We start from the raw sequence: 15,790 nt of genomic DNA, 5'->3' as shown, positions 1-15,790 counted from the left end.
CTATAAATTTTGGAAAGGACGCATGGGCGACACCGAGCCTGGGTCTTCTACGGCAGCGCAAAGCGCGCTCCCAGACCCCAAGAGACACTCAGAAATGAGCGTCTCCCCGACGCAGAACACGCCAACAGTGAATGGCACAGCTTCAATGGTTTCAAAGCCAAGCTGGTTCGCACGCGTATTGTCAGTATTTTCATCTCCGTCACCACAAGACGCCCCCACCAACGATGACCAGCAGGTGCGGGTCAAATCTTCTGTGGAACGTCTGGGTATGATGAACCTGCGTTCTAAGCGGGTTGATGATGTTGCTGTTCCGAAAGCCGATATCACCGCGGTACCATCTGACATCAAAAAGGATGATTTGGTAAACGTGTTTCGTGAAAGCGGCAACACGCGGTTGCCCGTCTATCAGGGCACGCTGGACACGCCTATCGGGCTTGTGCACCTCAAAGATTTCGCACTCAATCACGGGTTCAATGGCAAAGGCGAACGCTTCAATTTGTCAAAGATGTTGCGCCCGTTGATTTATGCGCCGCCCTCAATGCCCATCGGTGTGTTGCTGACCAAGATGCAAAGCGACCGTATGCACATGGCTTTGGTGATCGATGAATATGGTGGCGTGGACGGTTTGGTCACGCTTGAAGACTTGGTTGAACAAGTGATCGGCGAGATCGAAGACGAACATGACGTCGAAGAAGATGTGTTTTGGAGCCAGCAAAGCGACGGCATTTATGTCGCCTTGTCCAAAACGCCGATGACCGAATTCGAAGACGAAATTGGCATGCGTTTGACGCCCGAAGATGCCGAGGAAGAACTCGATACTTTGGGTGGTTTGGTGTTTTTGCTCGCGGGCCGTGTGCCTGTGCGCGGCGAAGTGATCCCTCACAGTTCCGGCGCGGAATTTGAGATCATCGATGCCGATCCGCGTCGTATCAAACGTATTCGTGTGCGTCTGCCCAATGCCGCTAAAACCCCCAAACCCACAACCTTGCCGATGACTTCGGTGACCGCAGACGTGGCGCGGGCATAATTATGCGCCGCGTTTTGCCATTTATACGCGGGCGTTATGCGCTCGCGTTTGTGGCAGGACTTTTCATTGGCGCGGGCCAAGCGCCGCTGCAACTTTGGCCACTTGCGCTGTGCGGGATGGCCATTGTCTTTGTGCTTTGGGATCGTGCAGGAACATCGCGACAAGCCGCTGCCGTTGGGTGGTGGACGGGCTTTGGTACGTTTTTGTGCGCCATGTCTTGGCTGGTAGAGCCGTTCTTGGTTGAGCCAAGCCGCACCGCATGGATGATCCCGTTTGCCTTGATTGGCATGACGGGCGGGTTGGCCTTGTTTTGGAGCCTGAGTTTTCACCTTTCCAAGCGATTCAGCACGGGGCTGATGGGCCTCGTGGTGCTTTGGGCTTTGGCGGAACTGGCGCGCGGCTATGTGTTTACCGGATTTCCTTGGGCCTTGCCTGCCTATATCTGGCTCGACACGCCCGTGGCGCAACTCGCAGCTTATGTTGGCCCCTATGGCCTGACGGCTTTGACCTTTGCTTTGGCAGCGCTGTGTGCACAGGCTTATGAGCGACGCAGTGTTGGGTTTATTGTTCTGCCTGTTGTGGCCAGCGTGGCCCTGTTCGGGCTTGGTGCCGTGCGTTTGGCACAGCCTTTGCCCGAAGCGACAGAACACAGCCTGCGCATCGTGCAGCCCAATGCGCCACAGCACCTCAAATGGGATCCGGCTTACATTCCGCTGTTTTTTGAACGCGCGTTGGACTTGTCGGACCCGACAGGTGCAGATCTGGTCATCTGGCCGGAAACATCTGTTGCTGCACCGCTTTATGCCGCCACGCCGTACCTTGATCAAATTTCCGCCCGTGTTGGCGCCGCGACGGCCGTTGTTGGATTGCCCCGCGTTGATCAAGAACGGGCTTACAATTCGGCCGTCATTATTGGCGCAGGGGGCGATGTGAACGCTGTCTATGACAAACGCCATTTGGTGCCCTTTGGTGAATACATCCCGTTCCCGAAACTCTTGAGTGCCCTCGGGTTGCGCGTGTTTACGGCGCAAGCGGGGTATGGGTTTACAGCGGGCACATCAGAAGCGCTTTTCGATTTCGGCGCATTGGGCAAAGCCTTGCCGCTGATCTGCTACGAGGCAATTTTCCCGCGTGATACCCGCAGTGCCGAGCGCCCTGATTGGCTGTTGCAAATGACCAATGACGCTTGGTTCGGCACTCTGACGGGACCGCAACAAAGCCTTGCGCAGGCGCGGTTCCGCGCGATTGAGCTTGGCTTGCCAATGGTGCGCGCCGCCAATACCGGTATTTCTGCCATCACCGACGCACGCGGTGAAATTATCGCCTCCATCCCTTTGGGCGAAGCGGGTGCGGTGACTGCAAATTTACCTGGTGCATTGCCTGCGACGCTCTACGCGCGGCTTGGTGAACGGGCTGTTATGATTCTGTTAACCATTATTGCGCTAGGTGCATGGCTGTTGCCCCTTTTTCACAGAAACCGAAAAACAGTTTGACCCCACCAGACCCCCGCTATATCGCATTTGACCTATCGGCCCACCACAACGGCTTCCTGACGTGATGGGCGACACAAAAACTGGAGCACGACCCATGTCACGTAAGAATTACATTTTCACTTCTGAATCCGTATCCGAAGGCCACCCAGACAAAGTCTGTGATCGTATTTCCGATGCCGTCCTTGACGCTTTTTTGAGTGAAGAACCCGAAGCCCGCGTTGCCGCTGAAACATTTGCCACAACCGACCGTGTTGTGATTGGCGGCGAAGTTGGTTTAAGCGACCAATCAAAACTCACCGAATACATGGGCAAGATCGATGGCATCGTGCGCGATTGCGTGCGCGACATCGGCTATGAGCAAGACAAGTTCCATTGGGAAACGCTTAAGGTCTCAAACTACCTGCACGAACAATCCGCGCATATCGCCCAAGGCGTTGATGCGGCGGGCGACAAAGACGAAGGTGCTGGCGACCAAGGCATCATGTTTGGCTATGCCACGGATGAAACCGAAGCGTTGATGCCTGCACCAATCCAATATGCCCACGCCATTTTGCGCCGTCTCGCCGAAGTGCGCAAAGACGGCACAGAGCCACGCCTTGGCCCAGATGCGAAATCGCAATTGTCTGTTCAGTACCGTGACGGCAAACCTGTCGGCATCTCGTCTTTGGTTCTGTCCACGCAGCACCTTGATGAAAGCATGACCTCTGCCGATGTGCGCGATTTGATCACGCCATACATCTTGGAAGTCCTGCCCGAGGGCTGGATCACGCCGGAAACCATCTGGCACGTGAACCCAACAGGTAAATTCGTCATCGGTGGACCTGATGGTGATGCGGGCCTCACAGGTCGCAAGATCATCGTTGATACATACGGCGGTGCAGCCCCTCATGGTGGTGGCGCGTTTTCTGGTAAAGATCCGACCAAAGTGGACCGCTCAGCGGCATATGCCGCGCGTTACTTGGCGAAAAACGTTGTCGCAGCTGGTTTGGCAAAACGCTGCACCATTCAATTGTCTTACGCGATTGGCGTTTCTGCGCCTTTGTCGATCTATGCTGATTTGCATGGCACAGGCGAAACCGATCCTGCATTGATTGAAGCGGCGATCCCAAAGGTCATGGACCTGACACCACGTGGCATCCGCACGCATCTTGATCTGAACAAGCCCATCTATGCGCGCACAGCAGCCTACGGTCACTTTGGCCGCGCACCAGAAGCGGATGGCGGCTTCTCTTGGGAGCGCACAGATTTGGCTGAGGCTTTGGTCAAAGCGATCTGATCTGAGCATCACTCACGAATTTCAAAGGGCGGGGGCAACCTCGCCCTTTTGCTTTGCGCAGGCGCAGGCTAAACCCGCGACATTGAAAGAGGTGATCCATGGTTCAAACAGACACAAGCAAACTCACGCAACTCGGCGGCGCAACCGAATTGCCCAATTCGCCAGAAGAGGCGCAGCTTGAGCGCGTGCCACACACGCATGACGGCGACCGCTACGTGGTGCGTTTCACCGCGCCTGAGTTTACCTCGCTATGTCCGATGACAGGCCAGCCTGATTTTGGTCACTTGATGATCGACTACGTGCCGCGCAAATGGCTGGTGGAAAGCAAATCACTCAAACTGTTCCTTGGCTCATTTCGCAACCACGGCGCGTTTCATGAGGATTGTTCTGTCTATATCGGCAAACGCATCACTGAACTTTTGGACCCAGAATGGTTGCGGATCGGCGCCTATTGGTATCCGCGTGGCGGCATTCCGATTGATGTGTTTTGGGCCTCTGGGCCTGAGCCCAAAGACCTGTGGATCCCCGAACAAGGTGTGCCACCGTACCGCGGACGCGGATAGCCCTTAAACGGGATGACTAAAAATGGGCGGGGCTTTCCCGCCCATTTCGTTATCCAATCAAAGTGATGTCACAGGTGCCACTGTCGCGGCGCAAGGCGTGGGTCTCTTGCAGCTCAGGGTCGTTGATCCACCCAAGGGCTGCGTCTTTGTCCGGAAATGACAGCAACACCACACGACCGGGCAAGGGGCTGTCCCCTTCGATGCGTGTTGGTTCTGCGCTCATCGCTTCAGGTTTTGCATTGTATTTTGCCAACGCGGCCCCCGCTTTTTGTGCATAGGCTTTGAACGCTTCTGGGTCTGTTACGGTCAACTGTACAACGGCGTAAATCATGGTCTGTCCTTTTTTGCTAAAATGTTGACTTGGTTTACGTCACGAAGAACCATGTGAAAACGCGTGTATTTGCATTCAATATATGCAAAAAAGCTTGTTATGGCAGAGATAACAAAACCCCATTGGGACGATTTAGAAACGGTATTGGCATTGGTCCAACACGGATCATTGGCGGCGGCGGCCGCAGCTCTTGGGGTGAATTACACCACTGTGGCGCGGCGTGTGACGCGGCTTGAGCTGGCGCTTGGGCAAATTCTTTTCGATCGCTTCAAAGATGGGTATCGCCCGACAGAGGCTGGGCGGCTGGTTTCGGCGCATGCGGCACAGATGCAGCAAAGCGAGGACGCAATGCTGCTAGACTTTAAAGGGCAAGATAGCCGGCTGACAGGCCCCTTGGTCGTGACCGCGCCGCAACTTTGGGTGGCCTATGTGCTGCCCGAAGCCATCGCGAATTTCACCAACGATTATCCAGACGTCGATCTGCAGATCCGCGCCACCAACGACATTCTGGATCTGTCGCGCGGAGAAGCTGATCTGGCGTTGCGCAGTGGGCGTAATTTGGAGGACAGCCTCACAGGGTTGCGCCTGTCTGGGCAAGACACAGCCTCGTTTGCCAGTCCCAAATGGGCCGAACAGATTGCACATGAACCAGACAAGCCGATCGATTGGATCATCTATGCGGCTTACCAGTCCTTGCCCAAGGACGTGACTGAGCGCTACCCCTCATCGCGGATTCGGTATCGGTTCGATGATATGATTGCGATGGCTGGGGCCGCTGCCTCTGGCTTGGGGGTTGTGCGCATGCCTATGGTGTTGGGGCGGCGTATGGCGGGGCTCGTACAGGTGCCACTTTTACAGCCCAAACCCTATGCGGATATTTGGATTGTCTCACATAAAGCGGTTTGGCATGGCGCCAAGCCCACAGCTTTTCGTGAGGCCGTAAAACGGGTCATCAAGAAAGACAGGGCCCTGTTTACACATAAATAGACACCTGTGTTTGTGCGCGGACAAAGCCATGGCTTGCTGAGCCGCCTGTCCCCTGATAAATCGCTGCCCATGACCGATAAGAACACACCCAAAAAGACGCCCCCCGGCGCGCACCAATCCGGTGCGCCTTGGCGCAATTTCTATGGCCGCATCCATGGCAAAACGCTGAACCAAGCGCAAAAAGACTACCTCGTTGAGGATCTTGAAGCCTTGTCTCCGGGCGCTGTCGGTTGGGATGTAAACCCTGACCGCACGCCGATTGATATGGCGACCAAGTTCAAAGGCAAACCTGTTTGGCTTGAGGTCGGCTTTGGCGGTGGTGAGCATCTGGTTCACATGGGTGAGACCTATCCTGAAGTGGAAATCATCGGGTGTGAGCCGTTCATGAACGGTGTGGCGATGCTTTTGGGCAAAATCCGCAAGCTTGGCACGCAGAACGTTTGGGTGCATCCCGGTGATGTGCGTGACCTGTTTGACGTGGTGCCTGATGAAAGCTTGGACAAAGCGTTCTTGAACTACCCTGATCCATGGCCCAAATCGCGCCATCATCGTCGCCGCTTTGTCACGCAAGAACACCTAGAGCCATTGTTCAAAGCGATGAAGCCAGGCACAGAGTTCCGCGTTGCCACGGACATCCCTGATTATGTGCGCCAAACCATGGAAGAAGTGCCCAAGGCGGGATTCGTCTTTGAAGGCGATCCAAATGACTTGAGCGCGCCGTGGTCGGACTGGATTTCGACCCGCTATGAACAAAAGGCGCTGCGCGAAGGCCGCACGCCACATTATATGACATTCCGTCGCCCGTAAGGATCTGATCTACGGGATTGTTCCGTGGACCCTAGATTTTGTTTGCGCTATCAATTTGAGAAATGATGTATCGGTGCCCCGCGCCGAATAAGGAGAGACCAATGTCCGGCCACGGCACCCCAATCCCGATGATGACCCGTAAATCTGGCCCGCTGAGCGGCACTGCGTCTATTCCGGGGGATAAGTCGATTTCGCACCGTGCTTTGATTTTCGGCGCGATGGCTGTGGGTGAAACCAAAATCACCGGTCTTTTGGAAGGCCAAGACGTTTTGGACACAGCCAAAGCCATGCGCGCGCTGGGCGCTGAGGTTACGCAACACGGTGCTGGCGAATGGTCAGTGCATGGTGTTGGTGTTGGCGGGTTTTCGGAACCTGACAATGTGATCGATTGCGGCAACTCCGGCACGGGTGTGCGCTTGATCATGGGCTGTGTGGCCACGTCCGATTTTGCGGTGACCTTCACGGGCGATGCCTCTTTGAACAAACGCCCTATGGGCCGCGTGACCGATCCTTTGGCTTTGTTTGGCACCACATCTGTCGGCCGTTCTGGTGGGCGTTTGCCATTGACGCTTGTGGGCACGTCGGATGCGACACCTGTGGAATATGTGACACCCGTGCCATCCGCGCAGGTGAAATCGGCGGTGCTTTTGGCGGGGCTGAATGCGCCGGGCAAAACTGTTGTGATCGAAAAAGAAGCCACACGCGACCACACCGAACGCATGCTGCGCGGATTTGGTGCTGAAGTGGAGGTGGAAGAGGTGGCTGAGGGTCATAAGATCACCCTGACAGGTCGCCCTGAATTGAAGCCACAGATTGTTGCTGTGCCACGCGATCCATCTTCCGCAGCCTTCCCAGTTTGTGCCGCTTTGATCGTAGAGGGCTCTGACATTTTGGTGCCAGGTGTGAGCCAAAACACCACGCGTAACGGGCTGTACACGACGCTTGTGGAAATGGGCGCGGATATCACATTCGAAAACCCACGCGAAGAGGGCGGCGAACCTGTTGCAGATTTGCGGGTGAAATACTCCAAACTCAAAGGCATCGATGTGCCACCAGCGCGCGCCGCTTCGATGATCGACGAATATCCGATTTTGTCTGTGGTTGCGTCTTTCGCGGAAGGCACGACTGTGATGAAGGGCGTCAAAGAGCTGCGTGTAAAAGAAAGCGACCGGATTGACGCCATGGCGCGCGGTTTGGAAAAATGCGGCATCGAGATCGAAGAAGATCAAGACACGTTGATCGTGCATGGACGCGGGCCAAACGGCGTCAAAGGCGGTGCGACCTGTGCCACCTTTATCGATCACCGCATTGCGATGTCATTCCTTGTGATGGGCATGGCGTCCAATGAACCTGTGTCTGTCGATGATGGGTCGCCGATTGCGACGTCTTTCCCGATCTTTGAAAAACTGATGGGTGATCTTGGGGCAACCGTTGAACGGGTGAGCGCTTAGAGCAAAGTTTGGCTTGCGCATTTCACCTGCGCTTGCCATCCTATACATTCAAATAAAGGAATGATCATGAGTTTTTGCGTGGCTATCGATGGGCCTGCTGCCGCTGGAAAAGGGACGGTGTCTCGTGCTGTGGCTGAAAGCTTTGGCTTTGCCTATCTCGATACAGGTCTTTTGTACCGTGCCACCGGCGCGAAAACCTTCGAAGGCCTGTCGCCAATCGAAGCGGCGACAACTTTGGCAGCCGAAGATTTGGACCGTGACGATTTGCGCTCTGGCGATGCGGGGCAGGCGGCGAGCCGTGTTGCCGCCATTCCCGAAGTGCGCGAAGCTTTGATCGACTTCCAGCGAGCCTTTGCGCGTCGCACTGGCGGCGCTGTTTTGGATGGGCGTGATATTGGCACGGTGATTTGTCCCGACGCCAAAGTGAAACTCTACATCACCGCCTCTGATGAGGTGCGTGCGCAACGACGGTTCGCTGAACTGACTGCAGCGGGCGAAGACACGACCTTTGAGAAGGTGCTCAGCGACCTGCGTGAGCGTGATGAACGCGATTCTGCGCGGGCGACTGCGCCCCTTAAACCTGCGGATGATGCGGTTGTGATTGACACCTCTGACATGAGTATCGCTGAAGCTGTTGCGCAGGTTGTGCGCTTGATCCAACAAAAAACGGTCTAGGGCGTTCCTGAGGTTGGCTCAAAAGGGCCAATAATTGTGTGCGCACCTGCTCAGCATCCGCGCGCTGACGCGTATGTAGTTTTTTTCCATATATTTATCAATGCGTTGAGAGTATTTTTCTGCTGTGCTCAAGCGCGTTGCTCGTTTGCTATCCGTTCAGAAATGACCATGTGTTGGGGCACAGATACTCCTCAATGAACGGATTAGAATTATGTTTCTCGATAGATTGAACTGGCGCTACGCCACGAAGAAAATGGACCCTAGCAAACCAGTGTCCGAAGAAAATGTTGCCAAGATCGTTGAAGCGATCCGCATGGCGCCGTCTTCCAGCGGCACACAGCCATACAACATCTTTGTTGTCTCAAACCCTGAAGTGCGCGCGCAATTGTCTGAGGCGGCTTTCGGTCAGCAGCAATTGGTTGACGGCTCACACGTCATCGTTTTCGCGGCATGGGACAATGTTACTGAAGAGCGCATCAGCTCAGTTGTGGACGTGCACGTCGACGTCCGTGGTGGCGAACGCAAGCCTGTGAACGACTACTACGACCAATTGCGCGGCATGTTGTTGCCACGTGACCCATCCGTAAACTTCGAATACGCAGCGCGCCAAGCCTACATCGGTTTGGGCTTTGGTCTGGCGGCTGCAGCTGAGCTTGGTGTCGACACAACGCCAATGGAAGGCTTCATGCCACCAAAAGTTGACGAAATCCTCGGCTTGGCTGATCTTGGTTTGAAATCCGCAGTGATCTTGACCATCGGCACACGTGACGCGGAAAACGACTGGCTCTTGCCACAAAAGAAAGTGCGTCGTTCTGTTGAGTCCTTCGTGACCAAAATCGACTAAGCATTTGCTTTGATCTAATGTGAAAGCCGGGCGTTCTGCGTCCGGCTTTCGTGTATTTCGCTTTGCCCATGAGGTTCCCATGAAACGGTTTTCCATTCTCGATCTTGCGCCTGTGACCGAAGAACAAACGATGTCACAAGCCATGGCGGCCTCTGTCGCTCTGGCGCAGCACGCAGAAAGCTTGGGGTTTCATCGCTTTTGGTTGGCGGAGCATCACAACATCGCAGGCATCGCCAGTGCGGCCACGTCTGTGTTGATCGGGCATATAGCGTCCGCTACCAAAACGATGCGCATTGGGGCAGGGGGAATCATGCTGCCGAACCATGCGCCGATGATGGTGGCAGAGCAATTTGGCACGCTGGCCGCACTCTATCCCGATCGCATTGATTTGGGTCTTGGGCGTGCGCCGGGCTCTGATATGGACACCGCGCGGGCGTTGCGCCGCAATATGCAAGGCGGCGATCAATTCCCCGAAGATGTGGTCGAATTGCTGAATTTTCTGGGCGACAATCCGAATGATGCAAAAGTGCGCGCCTTTCCGGGCGAGGGCAGCCATGTGCCCGTTTGGATTTTGGGGTCTTCCCTGTTTGGTGCGCAGCTTGCCGCACATTTGGGACTGCCCTATGCGTTTGCGTCGCACTTCGCGCCGGCTCATTTAGAGCAAGCTTTGCATATTTACCGTACAAAATTTCGCCCGTCTCAATGGCTAGGCGCGCCCTATGCGATGATGGCGATGGGTGTGGTGGGGGCTGATACCGATGAGGAAGCACGGTTCTTGCATTCAACGCAGCTCATGTCGTTTGCCAATGTGATCCAAGGCGCGCCCGGTAAGCTGCGCAAACCCGTATCTGACGTTGAGGCCCATGTGCCCGCGCATATTTTAGGACACGTCAGAGGCGCCATGTCCATCGCTGCTGTCGGCAGCCCATCGACGGTACAGCGCCGCGTGACTGACATCGTGGGTCAATACGCCCCCGACGAAGTGATCGTGACCAGCATGATCTATGATCTGCCCGCGCGATTGGCCTCTTTGACAATTGCGTCCGAGGCCCTGTCTGCTTTGGTTGAGTAGGTCTTTTTGGCATCGCTGAATCCGCCAAAATAAACTTGGGTGTTACTGATCGAGAAAAGACATTTTGTGTCTGGCGGCGACACTTCGACTGCTTTTACGGGCCGATGCAATTTGTGTGCGCGTGGTAGTAACGCAACGTGCGATATCTAAATCGGCAATTTTGACGAATTTTCAAACTATTCCTATAGAATGCCCGAAGATCATAGTAGCTATTCAAATAATGAAGTCACTAAAGTTAATTTGGATAACGAACATGAAAAATATCTTAACAACGACAGCCCTTATTGGGCTTTGCGGGTTTGCAACCTCTGCTATCGCAGAGACATCGATTGGTGGCGAACTCGGCTTAACATATATCCACGCGCCGGACGACGGTTTCGACTATCAGAGTCAGATCGTTGGGTCGATTGAAGTTGGTTATGGATCTTTTGGCGCGCAAGCCGACGTGAACGCGTATTCTTATGAGGGTGAACCATCACTCCGCACTGGAACACTTCATGTTTTTTACGAAGTGATGTCGGGCTGGGATGTAGGTGTCGCCTATTCAGCTGAAGAATATTGGAGATACGCTTATTTGGAAACCATGTACGTCAACGGTGCAAATGCCGTTGAAGCGTAGTATGGTGCCACTGTCGGCGATGAATATAAATACTATGGCATCGAATATAGCCGAGATTTCGGTGCGATTGGCTCTTTGGGTGACGTTGGTGCCTATGTAGGCTACGCGGAACAGACCGCTGAGTGGGGTAATATCACAAACCCGTATGTCGGCGCGACAGTCGGTCTTGGAAATGGCTTCGAACTTGACGCACGTTACGCATCCATGGCTGACGACGAATACCGTTATATCTCGTTTGGCATTACACGTGAATTCGGCGCAGGCACAACATTCTCGGATCGTGGCTTTGCTGGGATGTTCCCAGGGTACTAAAGCAATTGGGCAGGATGCGCTGCGGCGTGCCCTGCCTAGGCTTATGGGTCAATAAACAAAGGACATGAGCGCCTCGCGAGGGTTGCTCTTGTCATGAAATTGACCTATACGCGCCTAGTCTAGAAGACCGTAAGAGTCGTTTGACGCAGATGAGCAGGGCTAGGGGGAAACCCTTTGGCCCTAATTTATTTGTAAAAACGGTTTGTTTTCAAAGACCAAACCACCTCAAAGACCTGCGGAGACAACCGCACGGCCCGTATAAATGTTTGAAAAGGAAATTGAGACCACATGGCTCAGAACGTATCTATGGAGGACTTCGAAGCCCTTCTTGCTGAAAGCTTCGAAATCGACACACCGGCTGAAGGCTCGGTTGTCAAAGGTAAAGTCATTGCTGTTGAAGCTGGCCAAGCCATCATCGATGTAGGCTACAAAATGGAAGGCCGCATCGACCTTAAAGAATTCGCAAACCCGGGTGAAGCTCCCTCTATCGCTGTTGGCGATGAGGTTGAAGTGTTCCTCGATCGTGTTGAAAACGCACGTGGCGAAGCTGTTATTTCTCGTGACAAAGCACGTCGCGAAGAAGCTTGGGATCGTCTTGAGAAAGCCTACGCTGCTGAAGAGCGCGTTGATGGTGCTATCTTTGGTCGTGTTAAAGGCGGCTTCACAGTTGACCTCGGCGGCGCAGTTGCGTTCTTGCCAGGTTCACAAGTTGACGTACGTCCAGTACGCGACGCTGGCCCACTTATGGGTCTTAAGCAGCCATTCCAAATTCTTAAAATGGACCGTCGTCGTGGCAACATCGTTGTATCACGTCGTGCAATCCTTGAAGAATCACGTGCCGAACAGCGCGCTGAAGTCATCGGCAACTTGACTGAAGGTCAAGCGGTTGAAGGCGTTGTCAAAAACATCACTGAATACGGTGCGTTTGTTGACTTGGGCGGCGTAGACGGCTTGCTTCACGTCACAGACATGGCATGGCGCCGTGTGAACCACCCATCCGAGATCCTCACAATCGGTGAGAGCATCAACGTTCAGGTGATCAAAATCAACAAAGAGACCCACCGTATCTCCCTCGGCATGAAACAGCTGCAGGACGATCCTTGGGATGCTGTTGAAGCCAAGTTCGCACTCGAAACAGTGCACATGGGCCGCGTAACAAACATCACTGACTACGGCGCATTCGTTGAGCTTGAGCCAGGTGTTGAAGGTCTCGTACACGTTTCTGAAATGTCTTGGACTAAAAAGAACGTACACCCAGGCAAAATCGTTTCCACTTCACAAGAAGTAGAAGTGATGGTTCTGGAAATCGATTCTTCCAAACGTCGCGTATCTTTGGGTCTCAAGCAGACACAACGTAACCCATGGGAAGTGTTCGCTGAAACACACCCTGAGGGCACGCAAGTTGAAGGCGAAGTCAAAAACATCACCGAATTCGGTTTGTTTGTTGGCCTCCCAGGCGACATCGACGGCATGGTTCACCTCTCTGACCTTTCATGGGAAGAGCGCGGCGAAGAAGCCATCCAGAACTTCCGCAAAGCGGACGTTGTCCAAGCGGTTGTCACCGAAGTTGACGTTGAGAAAGAGCGTATCTCTCTCTCCATCAAAGCTCTCGACGACAGCTTCTCTGGCGCAGTTGAAGGCGTGAAACGCGGCTCTATCGTAACTGTCACTGTGACAGCGATCGAAGAAGGCGGCGTTGAAGTTGAGTACGAAGGCGCGAAATCCTTCATCCGTCGTTCTGACCTTGCACGTGATCGCGCTGACCAGCGTCCTGAGCGTTTCAACGTTGGCGACAAGCTTGACGTACGCGTGACCAACGTGGACCAAAAGACACGTCGTCTTGGCCTGTCCATCAAAGCACGTGAAATCGCTGAAGAAAAAGAAGCTGTTGAACAGTACGGTTCTTCTGCATCCGGTGCGTCTTTGGGCGACATTCTTGGTGCGGCTTTGAAAACCGAAGAATAATCCAAACCGATTATTCTGATCTTATGGAACGGCCCTGCATTTGCGGGGCCGTTTTTTTGTGCCCGCATCGTGACCTATATCGATATAGCTTTTGGGGCCAATTCAGCGGCGTAAAACGCAATTTGTGCAGGACTGGCTTTTGCATGCAGCTCATGCCTGAGCGCCGAATTTCCCGACGAATCGCAGCAGGGCAAGGTGTCGGCATTCGGCGCGCAATAAATGCAGCTGAGCCTTCGAATGGATTTTTTTCAGATTTTTCACCCAAGATCAGGGCATTAGATGCGAAAAAAAGGGGGGGAAGGCAAAGGAAACTATTTCGCGATTCAAATTCGCGTCCTATAGTCTTGTGAGTTTGCGAGCATTTAACGACTTCGCGCAATTTTTTTAGGGGGACCCATTCATGATCCGATCTGAACTCATTCAGAAGATCGCAGACGAAAACCCACATCTTTACCAACGGGACGTTGAGCGGATCGTGAATACGATCTTTGAAGACATTATCGAAGCGATGGCCAAGGGCGATCGTGTCGAGCTGCGCGGATTTGGCGCGTTTTCAGTTAAGAAACGTGATGCCAGAATGGGACGTAACCCACGCACTGGCGAAAGTGTTCCTGTCGAGGAAAAACACGTACCGTTTTTCAAGACAGGTAAACTGCTGCGCGACCGTCTAAACGAAGAGTAAGGAGCGCCCGATGCGCACCATCCGTTATGTTTTTCTCGCAATCCTCGCGGTTGCGCTTGTTGCTATTGCTTTGGGCAATCGGACTTTTGTTACTCTGAACCTGTTGCCTGCTGAGATTGCTGATTTCTTGGGCATTGGCTATTCCATTTCCTTGCCGCTGTTTCTCGTCGTTTTTGCGGCGATCCTTGTCGGATTTCTTCTGGGCTACATCTGGGAATATCTGCGCGAGCATAAACATCGTTCGGCTGCGAACAAACACCGCCGCGAGAAGGAACAACTCGCACGCGAAGTGTCCAAGCTTAAAGTCGATAAGGCTAAAAATGAGGGCGACGAAGTCCTCGCGCTTCTCGACACCTAATCATCAAAGGCGACGCCCCCAATGGACACACGTGTCAAAATCTGTGGCTTGACCACCGAAGTCACAGTTGCTGCGTCTGTTGACGCGGGCGCGCAATATCTTGGGTTCAACTTTTTCCCAAAATCACCACGCTTTGCAGATCCAGAACTTACGCGACGATTGGCGCTTGAAGTGCCTGTTGGGGTCGCCAAGGTCGGTTTGTTCGTGAACCCCACGGATGAGTACATCAACAGCTACCTCAACGTTGCGCCGCTTGATTTTATTCAGCTGCATGGCTCCGAAGACCTTGAACGTGTGGCTGAGGTGCGGACGCGTTTTGGTCTGCCTGTGATCAAGGCTGTCGGCGTGGCTGGCCCTGCGGACATTCAAGCGCTCGACGCCTATGGTTTGGTTGCGGATCAATTGCTGGTGGACACCAAAGCCCCCAAGGGCGCTGTGCTGCCTGGGGGCAATGGGGTGAGCTTTGACTGGCGGCTGATTTCCAAACGCGGCTGGAATGCGCCTTGGATGCTGGCAGGTGGTTTGACCACTGATAACGTTGTGCAGGCCATTCAGATGACGGGCGCCAAGCAAGTTGATTTGTCGTCGGGCGTTGAAAGTGCACCGGGCGTCAAAGACCCTGCCAAAATTCGCGCCTTTATCGACACGATCCGCGCTGCATAAGCGCTTGCGCAGGTATCGGCCTGCGCGATTTGAGTATTTGTCCCAAGAAAAAGCCACATCGCTTTACCCTCCCGCAGCTCTGCGCTACATCCTTTGGGACAGATAAGACTTTACGTATGATGCCGCGAGCCGTGCATGTTTTGGGAGCTTCCAGATGAATGATCTTTTCAACAGCTTTATGAATGGTCCCGACGAAAAGGGCCGCTTTGGCAATTATGGCGGGCGCTTTGTGTCCGAGACCTTGATGCCATTGATCCTCAGTCTTGAGGAAGAGTTTGAAAAAGCCAAAACCGATCCAACGTTCTGGGCGGAGATGGATGATCTGTGGAAGCACTATGTGGGCCGTCCAAGTCCGCTGTACTTCGCGGAGAACATGACCAATGAACTTGGCGGCGCGAAGATTTATCTCAAACGCGACGAGCTGAACCACACAGGCGCGCATAAGATCAACAACGTTCTTGGCCAAATCATTTTGGCGCGGCGCATGGGCAAAACCCGTATCATCGCCGAAACAGGCGCTGGTCAACACGGTGTGGCCACGGCGACTGTTTGTGCCAAGTTCGGCCTGGAGTGTGTGATCTACATGGGCGCGCATGACGTTGAACGCCAAGCGCCCAACGTGTTCCGCATGAAGCTTCTCGGCGCTGAAGTGGTGCCTGTGACGT

The 15,790-nt window shown here is 54.0% G+C and carries 18 protein-coding genes and 1 riboswitch; of the genes, 17 read left to right on the top strand and 1 reads right to left on the bottom strand.

Going from position 1 to position 15,790, the window contains the following annotated elements; all coding sequences use genetic code 11:
* Positions 1 to 22 precede the first annotated feature (22 nt).
* The 4 genes from ABF287_RS07565 to queF all read left to right on the top strand — a co-directional run bounded on the left by ABF287_RS07565 (position 23) and on the right by queF (position 4,359).
* The gene (locus tag ABF287_RS07565) at positions 23 to 1,027 is read left to right on the top strand and encodes a hemolysin family protein (RefSeq protein WP_347184401.1); all 1,005 of its coding nucleotides are present in this window, start codon (positions 23 to 25) and stop codon (positions 1,025 to 1,027) included.
* A 50-nt stretch (positions 1,028 to 1,077) separates the two neighbouring features.
* On the top strand, positions 1,078 to 2,520 hold the full coding sequence (gene lnt / locus ABF287_RS07560) for an apolipoprotein N-acyltransferase (RefSeq protein WP_347184400.1): 1,443 nt from the start codon (positions 1,078 to 1,080) through the stop codon (positions 2,518 to 2,520).
* Positions 2,521 to 2,557: 37 nt separating this feature from the next.
* Positions 2,558 to 2,608: riboswitch (SAM-SAH riboswitch) on the top strand.
* A gap of 6 nt (positions 2,609 to 2,614) precedes the next feature.
* Complete coding sequence (metK, locus tag ABF287_RS07555) at positions 2,615 to 3,796, top strand: methionine adenosyltransferase (protein WP_347184399.1); 1,182 nt, start codon at positions 2,615 to 2,617, stop codon at positions 3,794 to 3,796.
* Between the two features lie 98 nt (positions 3,797 to 3,894).
* Positions 3,895 to 4,359 (top strand): preQ(1) synthase, encoded by a 465-nt coding sequence (queF, locus tag ABF287_RS07550; protein WP_347184398.1) that lies wholly within the window; start codon positions 3,895 to 3,897, stop codon positions 4,357 to 4,359.
* Positions 4,360 to 4,408: 49 nt separating this feature from the next.
* On the opposite strand, the gene ABF287_RS07545 is transcribed toward queF, so the two are convergent.
* Positions 4,409 to 4,690: a DUF1330 domain-containing protein gene (locus tag ABF287_RS07545; protein ID WP_347184397.1), complete on the bottom strand. Its 282-nt coding sequence runs from the start codon at positions 4,688 to 4,690 to the stop codon at positions 4,409 to 4,411.
* 99 nt (positions 4,691 to 4,789) lie between these two features.
* Here ABF287_RS07545 and ABF287_RS07540 point away from each other — a divergent pair, with 99 nt between their 5' ends.
* The 13 genes from ABF287_RS07540 to ABF287_RS07480 form a co-directional block, all read left to right on the top strand.
* Complete coding sequence (locus tag ABF287_RS07540) at positions 4,790 to 5,677, top strand: LysR family transcriptional regulator (RefSeq protein ID WP_347184396.1); 888 nt, start codon at positions 4,790 to 4,792, stop codon at positions 5,675 to 5,677.
* Positions 5,678 to 5,746: 69 nt separating this feature from the next.
* On the top strand, positions 5,747 to 6,484 hold the full coding sequence (locus ABF287_RS07535; RefSeq protein WP_347184395.1) for a tRNA (guanine(46)-N(7))-methyltransferase TrmB: 738 nt from the start codon (positions 5,747 to 5,749) through the stop codon (positions 6,482 to 6,484).
* Between the two features lie 101 nt (positions 6,485 to 6,585).
* Positions 6,586 to 7,935 carry a 3-phosphoshikimate 1-carboxyvinyltransferase gene (gene aroA, locus ABF287_RS07530; RefSeq protein WP_347184394.1) on the top strand — a complete coding sequence of 450 codons (1,350 nt, stop codon included), beginning with the start codon at positions 6,586 to 6,588 and terminating at the stop codon, positions 7,933 to 7,935.
* A 66-nt stretch (positions 7,936 to 8,001) separates the two neighbouring features.
* Entirely contained in the window at positions 8,002 to 8,610 is a 609-nt protein-coding gene (locus tag ABF287_RS07525; protein ID WP_347184393.1) for a d(CMP) kinase, read from the top strand.
* A gap of 211 nt (positions 8,611 to 8,821) precedes the next feature.
* The gene (locus ABF287_RS07520; RefSeq protein ID WP_347184392.1) at positions 8,822 to 9,454 is read left to right on the top strand and encodes an NAD(P)H-dependent oxidoreductase; all 633 of its coding nucleotides are present in this window, start codon (positions 8,822 to 8,824) and stop codon (positions 9,452 to 9,454) included.
* Positions 9,455 to 9,533: 79 nt separating this feature from the next.
* Positions 9,534 to 10,526 carry an LLM class flavin-dependent oxidoreductase gene (locus ABF287_RS07515; RefSeq protein ID WP_347184391.1) on the top strand — a complete coding sequence of 331 codons (993 nt, stop codon included), beginning with the start codon at positions 9,534 to 9,536 and terminating at the stop codon, positions 10,524 to 10,526.
* Between the two features lie 253 nt (positions 10,527 to 10,779).
* Positions 10,780 to 11,145 carry a hypothetical protein gene (locus ABF287_RS07510; protein ID WP_347184390.1) on the top strand — a complete coding sequence of 122 codons (366 nt, stop codon included), beginning with the start codon at positions 10,780 to 10,782 and terminating at the stop codon, positions 11,143 to 11,145.
* Between the two features lie 75 nt (positions 11,146 to 11,220).
* Positions 11,221 to 11,457, top strand: a complete 237-nt coding sequence (locus tag ABF287_RS07505) for a hypothetical protein (protein ID WP_347184389.1) — start codon at positions 11,221 to 11,223, stop codon at positions 11,455 to 11,457.
* A 288-nt stretch (positions 11,458 to 11,745) separates the two neighbouring features.
* Positions 11,746 to 13,422 carry a 30S ribosomal protein S1 gene (gene rpsA / locus ABF287_RS07500; protein WP_347184388.1) on the top strand — a complete coding sequence of 559 codons (1,677 nt, stop codon included), beginning with the start codon at positions 11,746 to 11,748 and terminating at the stop codon, positions 13,420 to 13,422.
* A 400-nt stretch (positions 13,423 to 13,822) separates the two neighbouring features.
* Complete coding sequence (gene ihfB, locus ABF287_RS07495) at positions 13,823 to 14,104, top strand: integration host factor subunit beta (protein ID WP_347184387.1); 282 nt, start codon at positions 13,823 to 13,825, stop codon at positions 14,102 to 14,104.
* 10 nt (positions 14,105 to 14,114) lie between these two features.
* Positions 14,115 to 14,462 carry a LapA family protein gene (locus ABF287_RS07490; RefSeq protein ID WP_347184386.1) on the top strand — a complete coding sequence of 116 codons (348 nt, stop codon included), beginning with the start codon at positions 14,115 to 14,117 and terminating at the stop codon, positions 14,460 to 14,462.
* Positions 14,463 to 14,483: 21 nt separating this feature from the next.
* Positions 14,484 to 15,125 carry a phosphoribosylanthranilate isomerase gene (locus ABF287_RS07485; RefSeq protein WP_347184385.1) on the top strand — a complete coding sequence of 214 codons (642 nt, stop codon included), beginning with the start codon at positions 14,484 to 14,486 and terminating at the stop codon, positions 15,123 to 15,125.
* A 154-nt stretch (positions 15,126 to 15,279) separates the two neighbouring features.
* On the top strand, positions 15,280 to 15,790 hold a 511-nt coding region (locus ABF287_RS07480), incomplete at its 3' end, for a pyridoxal-phosphate dependent enzyme (RefSeq protein WP_347184384.1).

This window comes from Pacificibacter sp. (assembly GCF_039769035.1).
GTDB lineage: Bacteria > Pseudomonadota > Alphaproteobacteria > Rhodobacterales > Rhodobacteraceae > Celeribacter.
The sequence above is the reverse complement of the archived record's forward strand: the minus strand, read 5'-3'. Positions and strand labels throughout refer to the sequence as shown.